General features: G+C 69.3%; 18 protein-coding genes. 11 read left to right on the plus strand and 7 right to left on the minus strand.

Going from position 1 to position 15,538, the window contains the following annotated elements; genetic code table 11:
- Positions 1–5: 5 nt before the first annotated feature.
- The 3 genes from A3A5_RS0106030 to A3A5_RS0106040 all read right to left on the minus strand — a co-directional run bounded on the left by A3A5_RS0106030 (position 6) and on the right by A3A5_RS0106040 (position 2,727).
- Complete coding sequence (locus tag A3A5_RS0106030) at positions 6–704, minus strand: C39 family peptidase (protein WP_018309712.1); 699 nt, start codon at positions 702–704, stop codon at positions 6–8.
- Positions 704–1,099, minus strand: coding sequence for a hypothetical protein (locus A3A5_RS0106035; RefSeq protein ID WP_018309713.1), 396 nt, complete (start codon positions 1,097–1,099; stop codon positions 704–706). The genes A3A5_RS0106030 and A3A5_RS0106035 overlap by 1 nt, the downstream gene beginning before the upstream one ends.
- 200 nt (positions 1,100–1,299) lie before the next feature.
- The gene (locus tag A3A5_RS0106040) at positions 1,300–2,727 is read right to left on the minus strand and encodes a hypothetical protein (protein ID WP_026200504.1); all 1,428 of its coding nucleotides are present in this window, start codon (positions 2,725–2,727) and stop codon (positions 1,300–1,302) included.
- A gap of 711 nt (positions 2,728–3,438) precedes the next feature.
- Here A3A5_RS0106040 and A3A5_RS0106045 point away from each other — a divergent pair.
- The 4 genes from A3A5_RS0106045 to A3A5_RS0106060 all read left to right on the plus strand — a co-directional run bounded on the left by A3A5_RS0106045 (position 3,439) and on the right by A3A5_RS0106060 (position 7,227).
- On the plus strand, positions 3,439–4,224 hold the full coding sequence (locus A3A5_RS0106045; RefSeq protein WP_018309716.1) for a GntR family transcriptional regulator: 786 nt from the start codon (positions 3,439–3,441) through the stop codon (positions 4,222–4,224).
- A 110-nt stretch (positions 4,225–4,334) separates the two neighbouring features.
- Positions 4,335–5,375: a tripartite tricarboxylate transporter substrate binding protein gene (locus tag A3A5_RS0106050; protein ID WP_018309717.1), complete on the plus strand. Its 1,041-nt coding sequence runs from the start codon at positions 4,335–4,337 to the stop codon at positions 5,373–5,375.
- Entirely contained in the window at positions 5,372–6,658 is a 1,287-nt protein-coding gene (locus tag A3A5_RS0106055; RefSeq protein ID WP_018309718.1) for a 3-isopropylmalate dehydratase large subunit, read from the plus strand. Before A3A5_RS0106050 ends, A3A5_RS0106055 begins: the two co-directional genes overlap by 4 nt.
- Before the next feature lie 47 nt (positions 6,659–6,705).
- Positions 6,706–7,227, plus strand: a complete 522-nt coding sequence (locus tag A3A5_RS0106060) for a 3-isopropylmalate dehydratase small subunit (RefSeq protein ID WP_018309719.1) — start codon at positions 6,706–6,708, stop codon at positions 7,225–7,227.
- Positions 7,228–7,234: 7 nt separating this feature from the next.
- Here A3A5_RS0106060 and A3A5_RS0106065 read toward each other — a convergent pair whose 3' ends face one another.
- The gene (locus A3A5_RS0106065; RefSeq protein WP_018309720.1) at positions 7,235–7,930 is read right to left on the minus strand and encodes a phosphoribosyltransferase; all 696 of its coding nucleotides are present in this window, start codon (positions 7,928–7,930) and stop codon (positions 7,235–7,237) included.
- Between the two features lie 295 nt (positions 7,931–8,225).
- Here A3A5_RS0106065 and A3A5_RS0106070 point away from each other — a divergent pair, with 295 nt between their 5' ends.
- A complete protein-coding gene (locus A3A5_RS0106070; protein WP_018309721.1) occupies positions 8,226–8,414 on the plus strand; it encodes a hypothetical protein in 189 nt (62 codons plus the stop codon).
- On the opposite strand, the gene A3A5_RS0106075 is transcribed toward A3A5_RS0106070, so the two are convergent.
- Positions 8,393–9,295 (minus strand): LysR family transcriptional regulator, encoded by a 903-nt coding sequence (locus tag A3A5_RS0106075; protein ID WP_018309722.1) that lies wholly within the window; start codon positions 9,293–9,295, stop codon positions 8,393–8,395. The genes A3A5_RS0106070 and A3A5_RS0106075 overlap by 22 nt on opposite strands.
- A gap of 177 nt (positions 9,296–9,472) precedes the next feature.
- Between A3A5_RS0106075 and A3A5_RS0106080 the strand changes: the two genes are divergently transcribed.
- Both A3A5_RS0106080 and A3A5_RS0106085 read left to right on the plus strand, forming a co-directional pair.
- Entirely contained in the window at positions 9,473–9,931 is a 459-nt protein-coding gene (locus A3A5_RS0106080) for a nucleoside deaminase (protein ID WP_018309723.1), read from the plus strand.
- Complete coding sequence (locus tag A3A5_RS0106085; protein WP_026200506.1) at positions 9,924–11,180, plus strand: cyanate transporter; 1,257 nt, start codon at positions 9,924–9,926, stop codon at positions 11,178–11,180. The genes A3A5_RS0106080 and A3A5_RS0106085 overlap by 8 nt, the downstream gene beginning before the upstream one ends.
- Before the next feature lie 4 nt (positions 11,181–11,184).
- On the opposite strand, the gene cynS is transcribed toward A3A5_RS0106085, so the two are convergent.
- Both cynS and A3A5_RS43965 read right to left on the minus strand, forming a co-directional pair.
- On the minus strand, positions 11,185–11,628 hold the full coding sequence (cynS, locus tag A3A5_RS0106090) for a cyanase (protein ID WP_018309725.1): 444 nt from the start codon (positions 11,626–11,628) through the stop codon (positions 11,185–11,187).
- Between the two features lie 91 nt (positions 11,629–11,719).
- Entirely contained in the window at positions 11,720–11,857 is a 138-nt protein-coding gene (locus A3A5_RS43965; RefSeq protein ID WP_018309726.1) for a hypothetical protein, read from the minus strand.
- 497 nt (positions 11,858–12,354) lie between these two features.
- On the opposite strand from A3A5_RS43965, the gene A3A5_RS45370 reads away from it, so the two are divergent.
- The 4 genes from A3A5_RS45370 (at position 12,355) to A3A5_RS0106115 (ending at position 15,514) form a co-directional block, all read left to right on the plus strand.
- On the plus strand, positions 12,355–12,477 hold the full coding sequence (locus A3A5_RS45370; protein ID WP_013951761.1) for a hypothetical protein: 123 nt from the start codon (positions 12,355–12,357) through the stop codon (positions 12,475–12,477).
- 39 nt (positions 12,478–12,516) lie between these two features.
- Positions 12,517–12,834 (plus strand): YXWGXW repeat-containing protein, encoded by a 318-nt coding sequence (locus A3A5_RS0106105; RefSeq protein WP_018309727.1) that lies wholly within the window; start codon positions 12,517–12,519, stop codon positions 12,832–12,834.
- Positions 12,835–13,546: 712 nt separating this feature from the next.
- Entirely contained in the window at positions 13,547–14,503 is a 957-nt protein-coding gene (locus tag A3A5_RS0106110) for a LuxR C-terminal-related transcriptional regulator (protein ID WP_018309728.1), read from the plus strand.
- Between the two features lie 78 nt (positions 14,504–14,581).
- A complete protein-coding gene (locus tag A3A5_RS0106115; protein ID WP_018309729.1) occupies positions 14,582–15,514 on the plus strand; it encodes a glycosyltransferase family 2 protein in 933 nt (310 codons plus the stop codon).
- Positions 15,515–15,538: the final 24 nt, after the last annotated feature.

Consider the following 15,538-nt stretch of genomic DNA (forward strand, 5'->3'; position numbering starts at 1 on the left):
GTTCCTCAGAAATCGCTGGCGCCATGCTTTGGCATGACGGTGAAGAACAGGCTGTCCCGGTTGACTCCCATCCAGTAAGGGCCTGATGGCGCTACGCGCCAGTCGGCCGCCAGGTTGAACCGGGCCTGCTCGGTCCGGTTATGGATCACGAACAGCAACTGGCTTTCCCAGATGCTCTCGAAGTGTTCGCGCGAGATGGAGCGCGTGCCGCGCGCCGGATCGCCGATCAGCACGCGATCGCCGCTGACGCCTTTCACCACCACGAAATGGTGGTAGCCGTTCTCGACGATCAGCACGATCGCGGGGATCTTTGTTTCCTCGAGCTTCGACAGCGGCAGTTCATACCCGTCGGCCAGGAACCCCTGCGACGCCAGATAGCGCTTCATATCCAGCAGGGAGAATCCCTCCTCCCGGATCTTGGCCCGGTCGCCATTGACGAACATGTTGGCAAAAACCAGTTCCTCGCTGACCGGTTGCCCGTACTGGTAGGTCAGCAGGGTTGCCACCGCGGCCGAGCCGCAGCTGAAATCGTATTGCTGGCGGATCGTGGTCTTGAAGCGTGCTTCGCGCAGGCTTGTTACCGGCACGCTGTAATACTCGCCGACAGGCCCGTAGATGCTGACCCGGTCAGCCAGTGCCGGCGGGGTACCGCCCAGGGCCAGGACAAAGGGCAGCGCCCGCAGCAGTCGTTGAAGCATCTTCATCACTTGAACTGGACGTTGACGATGGTGGCGTTCTGGATCAACACGTTGTTGCCCGAGTTCTGGATGGCGGTCGGGATGCCCGCCGAATTCGCGAAGGCGCCTTCCGTGATCATGTTGGTGCCGGACAGCGTATGGACCGCGGCGTTGTCCGCCACCGTGCCATGCAGCCGCATGTCGTTGACCACCACCTCCGCACCACCGCGCACGCCATCAAGCTTGTCGCTCGCGACAGCGACCGCGGCCGAGCCAAAAGGATTGCTCGCCGCCGGGGTCACCGCAGCGACAGGCGCTGGCACGGCGGCATCGCCCGCCAGCGGTCCTGCCTGAGCCTGCATGAACGGCCAGGCCAGAAATGCTGCTGTCAGCGCCGTGACAGCAGTGTGAATCGGTTGCATGATGCGTCTCCTCCATGCCCGCCGCGGCCAGCCCCATCCGGCCAGCCGCGGCGGAACTTACAGGTTGTGCCAGGCAGGCATCCCTGCGCGAATCGCTCGCCGGGATGCCCCCTGTCGGCTTGAAGACTTGCACCGGCACCGACCGGCCCGCCCATCCGTCAGAGGCTGGATATGGCTGGCCGGCCGGCCCGGCTCACGTCTTAGTGGCCGACGGTCAGGTTGGCCTGCACGTTGACGCTCTGTTGAACCAGCGAAGCTGCGCCAAGGTTCTGGTTGGCGACCATGATGCCCGCGGCGGTCTGGCCGACGCTGGTCATCACGTTGGACAGGCTGAATGTGCCGGCAGAGACCGCCACGGTTCCGCCAGCTCCGCCAGCGCCGCCGACTGCACCGTTGCCGGTGCCGCCGTTGCCAACGCCGCCAGCGCCACCGGTAGCACCGACAGCACCCGTCGCACCATTGCCAGCCGTGGCGCTACCGTTGGTCGCCGAACTCGAAGCGCTGCCGTTCGTGGCCGCACCACCTGCGCCGCCCGCACCGCCAACGCTCGCTTGCGAGCCGCCACCGCCGCCCGTGCTGGTGGACGCGCCACCCGTGGCCGTCGAGGTTCCTGTGCCGCCTGCGCCACCCGCACCGCCGGTACCGGAGCCGGCACCGCCGGTTGCGCTAGCCGCCGACGTTCCGGCGCCGCCCGCACCGCCAGTCCCCGTGCCCGCGCCGGCAGAACCGGCGGCAGTCGCTGCACCGGCTGCCCCGCCCGCGCCGACCGTGTCGTTACCGGCGCCACCGTTGCCGCTGGACCCACCTGTCGAGCCCGCAGCGCCGCCCAGGCCAAGGCTGGCACCGAGTGCACTGCCGCCGCGACCGCCGGCGCCAAGCGAAGCGCTCAGAGCGCGTCCGCCCGCGCCAATAGCGTCGCCGCCGCTGCCGCCCCGGGTGGCCGCCGCGCTGAGCGCGTCGCCGCCAGCCGACCTGGCATTGCCGCCATCGCCAGCCGAGCCAGTCGCAGTGCCGCCGTCGCCGCCGCTACCCGCGCGTGCGCCATAGTTGGTGGCTGCGCCGTTGGTGGCGCTGCCGTTGGTGGCGCTGCCGCCGCTCCCGCCGTTGCCGCCGTTGCCGCCGTTGCCGCCGTTGCCGCCGTTGCCGACGCCGCCAATGCCCCTGCCGCCCTTGCCACCGAGGCCGCCATTGACGTCACCCCAGTTGCCGGCACGGTTGCCCATCGCTGCGATGGTGTTACCGGATACATAGCCCTCCAGCTTGCTGATCGCCAGCGCCTTGCTCGTATTGAACGCGTTGGAGAAGTTGGCGGTAGCCGTGCTGCCATTGGCCGCGGCCGCATTGCCATAGCCGCTCATATCCTGATCTGTGCGGTTCTTGGAGTTGGTATTTGTGCTGGTCCGGGTTGAGGTCCGGGTACTGGTTCTCGTGGTGGTGCTGCTGTCATTGGCCTGCACAGCAACTGCGTTTTCATTGGCTGCGGGGCCACTGCCGTTCTGCGTGGAAGTCGCGGTCGCGTTTTGGGTATTAGTGGTCCCGCTATCGTCGGCGTTGTTGGTCGGGTTCGCCAAGGCTTGGCCAGCGCCAAATGCCAGCGCAATCGCCGATGCCAGTAAGGTCTTATTCATACGAAGCTCCCAGGAAGATGTCACAGCGGCTCAGCCTCCGGCCGGCGCTCGTGCCGAACGACGGCTGGAGGTTAGGTCCGGCACCCTGCCAAACCAGACTCCCCCTGCGCATAATCGGTGCCAGCTGCGCCACCTGAGGCGCCAACTCCTTGTATTTCAAGGCCGCCCGGCAACCTGACGGGAACTTTCCGCGGCTTTAAGCAATCGCCAGCCGCCCGGGCCGCTGTGCACGGCAGACGACATGTCACACCGCTGTGACACGGCCGCACCCAGCCCGCTTGGGCGGGGTCCGTAGTGGTCAAAAAAGGTCTTACTTTTCAGTGTCTTATTCAGACAGTCAGTTTTTCCCGAGGCGCGCCCGTACGTATCGGGGCTGAAACACGACACCGAGGTACCGTCACCGCTGCCCGTGTAAGGCGTGCCACCTTGCAGCGGCGCCGGCCCCATGTTCTGTTTTCGCCTCACGGCGCAAGCCAGGTCCCACCGCACCGGCGTTATCGCCCCTTCTCTTCGATGCAGCGGCGGCAAACCAACTTCACATGCACCGGAGCCATGGCCACAGGGCTCTGGCGGAAACGGGATGCGTCGCTGCAACATTGCGCCGGCGCCGTTGTCCGCAAGCGCCACTGCGGCTATCCACGCTAGGCTCTATGTCTGATTTAAAGTACATTAGAGGCATTACAGACTTGTCATCTCTCCACAAGGGAAACCATGAGTGAAGCCGTCGTTCCCCTGTATCACCAGATTTACGTGGTATTGCGCCAGCAGATCGTGGAAGGCCGCTTCGGCCAGGGCCCCTTGCCAGGCGAGATCGACCTGGCCAAGCAGTTCCACGCCTCGCGCGTGACCATGCGGCGCGTGTTCGACCGCCTGGTGCAAGAGGGCCTGGTGCGCCGCCACCGCGGGCTTGGCACCTTCGTCAATCCGCATCCGGTGCGTCCGGCGGCGGCGGCCGGCGAGGAACGCGGCACCAGCCTGCTCGACAACATCATCGACATGGGCCAGAAGACGTCGGTGAAGGTGATCTCGATCGACGAAGTCCATGCCACGCCCGACGTGGCCGAATCGCTGCAGATCGAGCCGGGCGATCCGGTGGTGAAGATCGTGCGCGTGCGCCACTACCGCAACCGGCCGCTGTCGCATATCACGGTCTACCTGCCCGCCGACCTGGGCCGGCCGATCACGCGCCAGTCCCTGGAAGAGCGGCCGGTGCTGCGCCTGCTGGAGGCCGGCGGCGTGAAGCTGGGCCGTGCCACCCAGGTACTGTCCGCGCGCCTGGCCGACGTGGTGGTGGCGCCGCTGCTGGACGTGCCGGTAGGCGGCGCGCTGCTGGCGGTGCGGCGCGTGGTCAAGGACCAGGCCGGGCGCCCGGTGCAGCTGCTGCTCGGCCAATACCGTCCGGACCGCTATGAGTACCGGATGGAGTTGTCGCCGGCCGGCGTGGACAGCGCCAACGTCTGGGTGGAAAGCGAGACCCGCCCGGGCCTGCGCGACTGACCCCGCGGACCGCCGCCAGCTTCCCGCTGGCGGCGCTGCAAGGGATGCGCCACATTACGTTCCGGGCGATACTGCGCATCCCTGATCACATCAAGCGAGGAGCCGTCGCCATGCCAGTGTTCCGCCTGGTCCCGTCCAGCCCGACCCGTTTGCCTTCGATCCCCTGCCGCGCCGCGGTGCAGCGACTGGCCATGGCCAGCCTGGCCGCGTGCGCGCTGGCTCTGCCGCTGTCCGCCGCCGCCCAGGGGCAACCCCAGGTGGCCGGCGGCAAGCCGATCCGGATCCTGGTGGGTGCGCCTGCTGGCGGCACCACCGACACGCTGGCGCGCACCATCGCCCAGGAAATGACCCAGGAGCTCGGCCAGCCGGTGGTGGTCGAGAACCGTCCCGGCGCCGGCGGCAATATCGCCGCCGACCTGGTTGCCAAGAGCGCGCCAGACGGCAGCACGCTGCTGATGAGCTTCACCAGCCATACCATCAACGCCACGCTGTACAAGAAGCTGCCGTTCGACCCGGTGCAGGACTTCACCCCGATCACGCTGGTGGCCACCGTGCCGAGCGTGTTGGTGGCCACGCCAAAGCTGTCGGCCAGCAATGTGCCCGAGCTGATCCGCCTGGCGCGTTCCGAACCGGGCAAGCTGAACTTTGCCATCGGCTCGGTGGGCTCGTCGCTGCACATGGCCGGCGACATGTTCAAGATGATGACCGGCACCTACATCGTCAACATTCCGTACAAGGGCACCTCGCCCGCGCTGACCGACGTGCTGGCGGGCCAGTGCGACCTGATGTTCGCCAGCACCATCAACGTGCTGCCGCATGTGCGCGCGGGCAAGCTCAAGGTGCTGGGCGTGACCAGCCCCGCGCCGCTGCCGCAGTTCCCGGGCGCGGCGCCGATCGGCGCCACCGTGAAGGGGTTCGAGTCGAGCGCATGGTTCGGCCTGTTCGGTCCGGCCGGCATGCCGCACGACGTCACGCAGGCGCTGTACCAGGCCGCGCGCAAGGGGCTGGAAACGCCCGCGGTGCGCAAGCGCCTGGAGAACGACGGCGCGCAGCCGATGGGCACGCCGCCCGACGCCTTCGCCGCGTTCGTGAAGCAGGACGTCAGGCGCTGGGCCGCCGTGGTCAGGTATTCGGGAGCCTCGCCGGAATGAGCCACGCCCCCGCCACGCTGGCGCAGAAGCTGGTGGCGCGCGCCGCCGGGCTGGCGCACGCGGAGATTGGCTCGATCGTGATCTGCCGGGTCGACCTGGCGATGTCGCACGACTCCAGCGGCCCGCGCCGCGTGGCGCCGCTATTGGAAGCGCTTGGCACCGGGGTCTGGGACCCGTCGCGCTACGTGGTGGCGACCGACCATTTCGTGCCGGGCGGCGATGCCCAGGCCGAGTCGATCCTGCGCTTCACGCGCGACTGGACGCGCCAGTCCGGCGCCCACTTCATCGACGCCGAAGGCATCTGCCATGTGGTACTGCCCGAGCGCGGCCATGTGCTGCCGGGCCGCCTGATTGTCGGTGGCGACAGCCACAGCCCTACCGGCGGCGCGTTCGGCGCCTATATGTTCGGCGTGGGCGCGACCGAGATGGCCGGCGTGCTGGCCACCGGCGAGATCTGGCTGCGCGTGCCCCATACCATCCGGCTGCAATGGGACGGCCAGCTTGCACTGGGCGTCTGCGCCAAGGACATGATGCTGTTCCTGTGCGCCATGCTCGGCATGGGCGGCGGCCGCTACGAGGCGCTGGAGTACGCCGGCAGCGCCGTCGCCGCGCTGCCGATGCAGGAGCGCATGACGCTGGCCAACATGAGCGCCGAGCTGGGCGCGCAGACCGGGCTGGTGGCGCCCGACGCGGTCACGCTCGGCTGGCTGGCCGAGGCCGGCGTGCCGGCGCAGACGCTGGCCGCGATCGACCTGGCCCACTGGCACACCGACCCCGGCGCGCCGGTGCTGGCCGCCCACCGCTTCGATGCCGCGGCACTGGTTCCGCAGGTGGCGGCGCCGCACTCCCCCGCCAACAGCGCGCCAGTAGGCCAGGCCGCCGGCGAGCCCGTGCAGATCGCCTACCTGGGTGCCTGCACCGGCGCCAAGCTGGAAGACCTGCGCATGGCCGCGCGCGTGCTGCGCGGGCGCCGCGTGGCCGCGGGCGTGACCCTGCAGGTGGCGCCGGCCTCGCGCCGCGACCAGCTGCTGGCCGAGCAGGAGGGCACGCTTGGCATCCTGACCGACGCCGGCGCCACGCTGCTGCCCAACGCCTGCGGCGCCTGCGCCGGCTATGGCGCGGCGCGCTTCCCGGCGGGCAGCCGCGCGATTGCGTCGACGGCGCGTAACTTCTCCGGCCGCATGGGCGACGCCGGCAGCGCCGTGTGGCTGGGCTCGCCGATGACAGTGGCCGCCAGCGCCGTCACCGGCCGCATCACCGATCCACGCACGCTGCTGGCGTAACGCTGCGGAACTGACTTCGTGCCCGCATGGCGGGACAGACTTCTTGCATGACCTCTGCTATCGCCCCCGACCCCGCTGGCCGCCTCTGGCGCTTCGGCGACAACATCGACACCGATGTCATGGCCCCCGCCGTGCTGATGAAAGCGCCGCTGCCGGTGCTGGCCCGGCATTGCCTGGCCGCGCTGCGCCCGGAGTTTCCCGGCAGCGTGCACGCCGGCGACGTGCTGGTGGCAGGTGCCAACTTCGGCATCGGCTCCTCGCGCGAGCAGGCGCCGCAGGCGCTGCGCGAGCTGGGCGTGAGCGCCGTGGTGGCGCAGTCCTTCGGCGGGCTGTTCTATCGCAATGCCATCAACCTGGGCCTGCCGGTGCTGGTCTGCGCCGACACCAGCCGCCTGGCCGACGGCGCGCACGCGGTGCTGGATCTGGCGTCGGCACAGCTGCGCCTGGACGACGGCAGCCTGGTCGCGTGCGAGCCCATCCCCGACTTCCTGCGCGCGATCCTGGCCGCCGGCGGGCTGGTGCCGTACCTGAAGGCGCGCCTGGGCAAGGGCCAGACGGACAACGTCTGAGCGAACCTCAGCGCGCAGGCGGCGCCGCCGCCGCGCGCAGCAGGGCCAGCGCCTCTTCGTCGCTGGTCTGGGAGAAATCCAGGTAGAAGGCGCCAACCGCGCCGAAACTGGGTGGCGTGTTCAGGCAGATCACCTCGTCGGCCGCGGCCGACAGGCTGGCCAGCCCCTGCTCCGACCCCACCGGCGTGGCCGCCACCACACGCGCCGCCCCGGCCATGCGCACGCCTTCAAGCGCGGCGCGCATGGTGGCGCCGGTGGCCACGCCGTCATCGACCACGATCACCGTACGCCCGGCGCGCGCCGGCACCGCCGCACCGCCGCGATAGCGCTGCTGGCGCCGCGCGATCTCGTCGAGCTGGCGGCCGCGCTCGGCATCGAAGCTGCCGCTTTCCACGGCGCGGCGCGCCCAGGGATCGTCATTGACCACCGTGTGCGGGCCACCGCCGCCGGCATCGCCCTCTACCACCGCGCCCAGCGCCAGCTCGGGATAGCCGGCAGCGCCGATCTTGCGCACCAGCAGCACATCCAGCTGCGCGTCGAGCGCGCGCACCACCTCGAACGCAACCGGCACCCCGCCGCGCGGCAGCGCCAGCACCAGCGCGGGCTGGCCCAGCTGTGCGGCGCCGAAACCCAGCTCGGCCAGGCGGCGGCCCAGGTACTGGCCAGCCTCGCGGCGATCGGCAAAGCATGGTGGCAACGACATGGCACGCTCCGGAAGGTAGGCGGCACTCAGGCCAGGCTGTCCGCAAGGTAATCGGGGCAGGCAACCCTCAGCCAATATAGACCCTGCCGCGAGCGGCGTTGGCGCAAGTCGCCGGCGGCAGCCAGGCGCGGGCAACCCCGGGCAAGCCGTCTCGATTGGGCGCGATTGCGCAACAGTGTGTTCAGGCTGGGATGGCTGACTGCGCCGCGCTGCAGCATTAGGATGGCTGCACGCGTTGACAACGCCGATCCGCAGTTGCCGGGTGCAGTGCCCGGCCCTTGAGAATGAGCCTGACATGACTTCGCCATCCAACACCCGCGCCCAGCTTGCGCGCCCCGACCGCCAATCCGCCCCTGAAGCCGGCCCCCTGGCCGCGCCCGACATCCCGTTCGGCTCGCTGGACGCCGCGGCAATGGCCGAGCTGCCATACACTTTCCGCCCGGCCGGCACCTGCACCCGCTACTACAACGAGTTCTTCGGCTGATCCGCGGGCGGCTCGCCCGCCCCCATCACGGTCTCGCATAACGCGGCCAGCCGCGCGGCCATGTCGCGCGCCGCGGCCGGCAGGTCCGGCTGCGCGTGCAGGCTGAGCTCGACGTCGGGCACCGCGGCGGACCAGCCGTCGTCCTCCAGCACCTGGTGCTGGGCCGTGGCCAGGCGCCGCGGCAGCAGCGTGACGCCCAGGCCGTCGGCCACCGCGGCCAGGATGCTGGCCAGGCTGGCACTGACAAAGGCCACACGCCAGCGCCGCCCGCCCGCGTCGAGCGCGTGCGTCATCTCGCCGCGGTACAGCCCGCCCACCGGGAACGCCACCAGCGGCACCGGGTCGCGCGCCACGGCCGGGCGGCCGCGGCTGTCGATCCAGCACAGGGGCTCGGGCCAGCTGGCCAGCCCCGGCGCCTGCCCGACCCGCTGCTTGACCAGCACCAGGTCCAGTTCCCGGTCCTGGAAGCGCTGCCACAGCTCATGGCTCATGCCGCTGGTCACCTCCAGCCGCATGCCCGGCCAGTCATCGGCAAACCCGGCCAGCACCGGCGTCAGCGGCCGCGCGGCAAAGTCCTCCGGCACGCCGATGCGGATCTCGCCCTGGCCGGCGCTCTGGCGCAGCTGCCCCACCGCCTCGGCCATCAGCTGCTGCAGGCGGCGCGCGTAGCCCAGCAGGCGCTCGCCCTCGGGCGTGGTGGAGACGTAACGGCCACTGCGGTCCAGCAGCACGCAGCCGAGCTGGTCTTCCAGCCGGCGCACCTGCTGGCTGACCGTTGACTGGGTCAGGTGTACGCGCTGCGCGGCGCGGGTAAAGCTGCCGCTTTCCGCCACGGCGACAAAGCTCTGCAACAGCACGGGATCGAGGCGAGCGTCCTGCATGTCCGGTTATCCATTTGATTTTCCACTGCCGGCGATTTCATCATTTAATTTCCCAATTACCAAGCCCCGGCGTACAGTTGGCACGCTGCCCCGGCCCGCGTCCTGCAGCGCCGGGAACGCCCCTCAAAGCCCCATGCCGCCCTCCTCGCGCAGCATGCACTCACTTTTTTGCCAACCATGACCACTCACCAGGTATTCATGCGCGAGGCGGTTCGCCTGGCCGCAGCCAATCGTGACCGGGGCGCGCGCCCCTTCGGCGCCGTGCTGGTGCTCGATGGCGAGGCCGTCGCCACCGGCGTCAACGACATCGTCCACAGCCACGACCCCACCACGCATGCCGAGATGGAGGCGGTGCGCGCCGCTGCGCGCAAGCTGGGCCGCCCCGACCTGCGCGGCAGCGTGGTCTATGCCAGCGGCCACCCCTGCCCGATGTGCCTGGCGGCGATGACCATGGCCGGCGTGCAGGCGGTCTACTACGCCTTTGACAACCACGACGCCGCGCCCTACGGCATGTCGAGCGAGGCCGCCTACCAGGCGCTGCGCCTGTCGCTGATCCCGCCACCGCTGCCGCTCACGCGGGTGCCGGTCGATCTCTCCGCCGCGCAGCTCTACGGCCCGCGCTCGCCCCGTGGCTGAGGGTGTGCGCGGGGCCACCGGCAGCGCGGTCCGCACCACCCCGCGCTGGCTGGTGCTGGCCGCGGTTGCCGGCATCGGCCTGAACCTGCGGCCGTTCCTGACCGCGGTGGGGCCGCTGGCCCCGGCCATCCGCACCAGCACCGGCCTCAGCTACCAGGGCATGGCCTGGCTGACCTTGCTGCCGATGCTGCTGATGGGCGTGGGCGCGTTCTTCGGGCCGGCCATCCGCGCGCGGCTGGGTGCGCGCACCGCGGTGCTGGGCGCGCTGGCCTTGCTGGGTGCCGGCTGCGCGCTGCGGCTGGGCGTGGCGGACGGCACCTGGCTGATCGCCTCGGCAGCGCTGTGCGGACTGGGCGTGGCCGTGGTGCAGGCCGCCTGCCCGGGCCTGGTCAAGCAAGAATTCCCGGGGCGCGTGGCGCCGGTGATGGGGCTGTACTCCGCCGCGCTGATGGGCGGCGGCGCGCTCGGCGCGCAGCTGTCGCCCTATGTGACGGCGCTGGCCGGCAGCTGGCGCGATGCGCTGGCGCTGTGGGCCGTGCCTGCGCTGGCAGCATTGGCGCTGGCCTGGGTGGCGCTGCCGCGCACTGCGGCGAGCATGGCCGGGAAGCCGGCAATCAGCCCGACGGGCGCGACCCGCGCGCTGTTGCGGCGTCCGCGCACCTGGCTGCTGATGGCCTGCTTCGGCGTAATGAACGGCGGCTATGCGTCGCTGGTGGCGTGGCTCGCACCGTTCTACCAGGACCACGGCTGGAGCGCTTCGGCCAGCGGGTCGCTGGTGGCGCTGATGGCGGTGGCGCAGGCCGCCGCGGCGCTGCTGCTGCCGGTGCTGGCCGCGCGCAGCCTTGACCGCCGCGCCTGGATGGCGCTGGCGCTGGCCATGCAGGTGGCGGGCTTCGGCGGACTGGCGCTGTGGCCCGACGCCGCGCCGCACGCATGGGCCGTGATCGGCGGCGCCGGCCTCGGTGGCTGCTTTGCCTTGTACCTGGTGGTGGCGCTGGACCATCTGCCGGACCCCGACAGCGCCGGCGCGCTGAGCGCCCTGATGCAGGGCGGCGGCTTCCTGCTGGCGTCGCTGGCGCCCTGGATCACCGCCATGCTGCACGAACGCACCGGCGACTTCGCCACCGGCTGGTGGTACCACCTGGCCTGCGCCACGCTGGTGGGCGTGCTGACCATGCGCCTGGACCCGGCGCGCTATGGCGTGTCCTTTGCGTTGCCGCCGGTGCATGCCACCAGCTGCGCCCGGTAGCCGCTCAGTAAGTCTTGTAGGGCAGGAACTTGCCCGACATCTCGATGCGCACCCGGTCCCCGTTGGGATCGGGCTCGCGCTGCAGGTCCATGCGGAAGTCGATCGCGCTCATGATGCCGTCGCCAAACTCTTCATGGATCAGCGCCTTGAACGTGGTGCCGTACACGCTGATGAGTTCGTAGAAGCGGTAGATCAGCGGATCGGCCGGCACCTGCGTCGGCAGCGAGCCCTTGTACGGCACCTCGCGCAGCCAGGGCTCGGCCTCGGGCGGCAGCCCGAACACCTCCATGACCGCGCGCGCGCCGGCGGCGTCGAATGCCATCTGGCCCAGGCACGCCGCGGTTGTCCATTCCTTGCTGCGGCCGACGCGCTCGGCCACCTGCGCCCAGGTAATGCCGCGGGTGACCTTGGCGTCGATGATGAGGTCGGTGACGTCGCTGCGGTTCATGCTGGCTCCATGACAGTGAGTGGTAGGGTGGATGGAACCACTCGGACGGCCACGGCGGGAGGGTGGTCATACCACCCCCGTCAGGCCCATGTCAGCGTGTCAGCGCGGTATCGACGATGGCCGCGGCATCCGCGGGCGCCGTCTCCTGCGGCAGCGCGAACAACGCCGCGGCGGGCGGCGACAGCCCCTGCAGCCATTGCAGAGCAAGCACGATGAGCATGACCGGCATGACGCCTCCTTCAAGCACACGAGGCCACTTCCGACTGGTATAGCCCATGGCGCAAGCTTCATGCCATTTCCGCCCCATCGAATTGCGCGCCCGAATGCCCGTGACGGCACCGAGATGGCGCCGAAACGCTACCAGTGCGCCCCGCCGACGGGCCATGCCGAGGCATCGCGCACCATCGCGGCGTACCCGTTTCTGCGTCCCCGGCCAGGCCATCCACAAGGGGTGCAAGGCCCGCGCCAGGGCCCGTTGCATTGCGAGAATTATTTCCGGTGTAACGTCACATTACCTCCGACCCGGCACGTGCAGACCACGCCATGGGCCTGCCGCCATGCGCGCAACGCCTTGATACGCAAGGCTTCCGGGATGCCCAGCGCTAGGCGCAGGCCTGCGCCAGCAGGGCAATCCCATGTGAGACAGCCTTACAAGTGCAAGCACGCGGTGCGGGGCCGGCTCGCTACATTCAAGCCATGCCCAACGCGAACCCGCCAGGAGTCCATATGAAACGCGCCCTCTCGCTGGTGGTGCTGCTGTCCACCACGGCCGCACTGCTGTCCGCCTGCATCGTAGTGCCACCGCGCGGCGGCCCGCCGCCGCGCTACCACCACTACGACCGCTATTGATCGATCCAACCGCTTCGAACCGCCCCAAGGAGAATCCACATGAAACGCCAGCTACTGCTTGCCGCAGCCGTCCTCGCCACGGGCGGCGCCTTCGGACTGACCGGCCCCGCCGAGGCCCATCCGGTGGTGGTCGCCCACGGCTATGGCCATCCGCCCCCGCCGCCGCGCTATGAGCCGCACCCCGCAGCGCGTCGCGGCCAGGTCTGGGTGCCGGGCCACTGGGCCGCCACCGGCGGGCGCTACGACTGGCGCGGCGGCTACTGGAAGGCGCAGCGTGCAGGCTACCGTTATGTGCCTGAGCGCTGGGTGCGCGGCCCGCACGGCTGGGTCATGCGCCCCGGCCACTGGGCCCGCTGACATCCCGTGGCAAATCTGCCGGCCCGCTCGGGCCTCCCCTCCCGGCAGCCGGTGGCAAGGCCGGTGCAGGCCGGTGCAGGCCGGCGCAGCCGGCGCGGCAGGGCTCATCCCGAGGTGGGAGATGGCTCTCCTCCAGAAGCATTAGGCCATGCGCCCGACCTGCCTGAAAATCAGGCTGGCCTATTTCAAAAACCCATATGAAATCGGCGTTTCATGATTGGAGCAATCGGCCGCAGATATATTACCGATACCCCACGATGGGGTTAAGAATACTACTTACAGGGGGTGCTGATAATTCTTTCTGTTTCAATACTGCAACCAAATTAAATTCGGATGTCACATCCATGAAACCTCCTGGACCCCGCATCAGCGCGGCGTTTGCGGAACCTGGGCCAGCGTGTTCGGGTAATTTTTGAAAGGATTATGTATGTCCTTTCATTCCTACCCCTACTCGTCCCAAACCGGCCTGCTTGCATTCCATTCAACCAGCCCATAAGATGAATTTAAGCCGATTTAGGAGCGAGAATCTTTCGGGTTCGGGTTCGGGTCAACCTTCCAGCCGCCGACAAGTTCCATCCAGAACAACGGGACTGCGGGAGCATGGAAGCATGGGGGTCAGACAAGCAGCCGGTCGCCGCCGGTGACTGCTGTAATGCCCCTCCATACGCAAAGCGCCCCGCAGTCCGCTCCCGAGTAACGGGGAGTGAAGTCCATGAACGCGTTGCTGATCGAGGAGCATCCGCTGCTCCGGCTCGGGCTGTTGCAAATGCTCGAGAACATCCAGGAGTCCGCGCTGATTGCCGCCATTGCGCCCGCGGACATCGCCAGGCTGGATGCCCGGCACCACAATGCGGACCTGCTGGTATTCGGCATGCCCGCCGATGTGGGGTCTGGCTGGCCGCAGCTCGAACAGGCCCGAGAAGCGCTCTCGCCGCAACGCATCCTGATCCTGGCAGACATATTGCCATTGCATGTGCCCAACGTGGACAGCGCACGCGGCGTATGCGGCTGCCTGCCGAAATCCGCCTCGCTGGCGGTGATCGAGGCGGCCATCCGGCTGGCGGTGTCAGGGGTGCAGGGGCTGCTGTTCTCGGCAGAAACCGGCTCCATGCCGTCGGCGTCGCGCTCGGCCATGCCGGCCGTGCAGTCGCTGGCCTCGGCCGCGCCGCTGCCGCTGAGCACTGCGCACGCGCTGACAGGCGAGCAACTTTCACTGGTGGCATGCGCCGGCACGCCCGGTGCCGCGCGCACCACCGTGGCGGTGCGCGACCTCACCTGCCTGCGGCCGGGGCAGCCGCTGTCGGCCCCGGCTGCCACCAGCGCAGCGCCGCTGGTCGAGGAAGAGCCCAGCTACGACGAAGCCGAAATGCTGAAGATCACGCCGCGCCAGTATGAGGTGCTGGTGCTGCTGGCACGCGGCTATCCGATCAAGACCGTCAGCCGCATGCTCAATATCTCGGTGGCCACGGTCAAGAGTCACGCCTGCACGCTGTACCAGCGCCTGAAGGTACGCAACAAGGGTGAAGCCGTCTATGCCGCCCTGCAACGCGGCGCGACGCTCGAGTGGGTCAGCGGCGATGAACGCTTAACGCGCGGCAGCACCGCGCGCCCGGTGGTTGCGTCGCGCACCAGCGAAGCCGCGTTCCAGGCCGCCAGCCCGGTGCTGTAGTTCAGGACCCTACGCCGCGCCCGCACTAGACGGGCCGGCACAGGTGTCTGCCATCTGCCGAACATTGGAGGGGTCACCATGCCGGCAAGCTCTTTCCTGCCCACCGTTTCGGTATGCATCTGTACCTGCGACCGTCCCGAGCCACTGCGGCACACGCTGCAATCGGTCGCCGATTCCACCATGCCGGCGCACCAGCTCATCGTCACCGACGACAGCAGCGGCTACGACACGCGCGAGATGATGCGCCGGGACTATCCGGACATCACCTACCTGGAAGGCCCGCGCCGCTCCAGGGCCGCCAACCGCAACCGCGCCCTGCGCGCGGCCACCGGCTCGCACGTACTGTTCCTGGATGACAAGACGCTGCTGGGCGCAACCTTCCTGCAGCAGATGACCGAGTCCGTTGCCGACGACCATCTTCGGCGGGCCACTGCCGGCTGCGCGATGCCGCTCATTCTGACCGGGACCGAGGTCTGCCAGGGGCGGCGCGGCGTTCCGCGCAAGCCGGCGTTCCTGGGCCACCCGACGCTGGACTACCGCCGCGGCGAGCGCCTGTGCTCGGTGCTGTTGCACAGCGCGGTGTTCCCGCGCGAGCTGTTCGAGAACCTGTCGTTCGACGAGCACCTTGCCGTCGGCTACGACGACCTGGAACTGGCCGGACGCGCGGTGCAGGAATTCGGCTACCGCATCGAGATGGTCCCGAGCGCGGTCAACCAGCGCTTGCCGTCGGTGTCGGCCGACCAGCCGTTCCCCGCCAGCGACGCCTCACGACTGTATGTGGCCTGCCGGCGCTATGACCATGGCCCGCAGCACCCGCTGAAGACGGCAATGTTCCTGGTGTTGGCCCTCCCGCACGACCTTGCGCACCATCTGCGCGCAGCGGGCCTGCGCGGTGCCGGCACCTTCTATGACACGGCGACTTGCCTGTGGCAGCTGCTGCGCGGCCCGCGACCAGCCGGGCGCCAGGACTCAGGTAACGCCGGCCTCAGCGCGCCACTGCCGCGCGACTGACAGCCACGCAGGCCCGGGGAGCGT

Origin of the sequence: Cupriavidus sp. UYPR2.512 (assembly GCF_000379565.1) — a bacterium.
Classification (GTDB): Bacteria; Pseudomonadota; Gammaproteobacteria; order Burkholderiales; family Burkholderiaceae; genus Cupriavidus.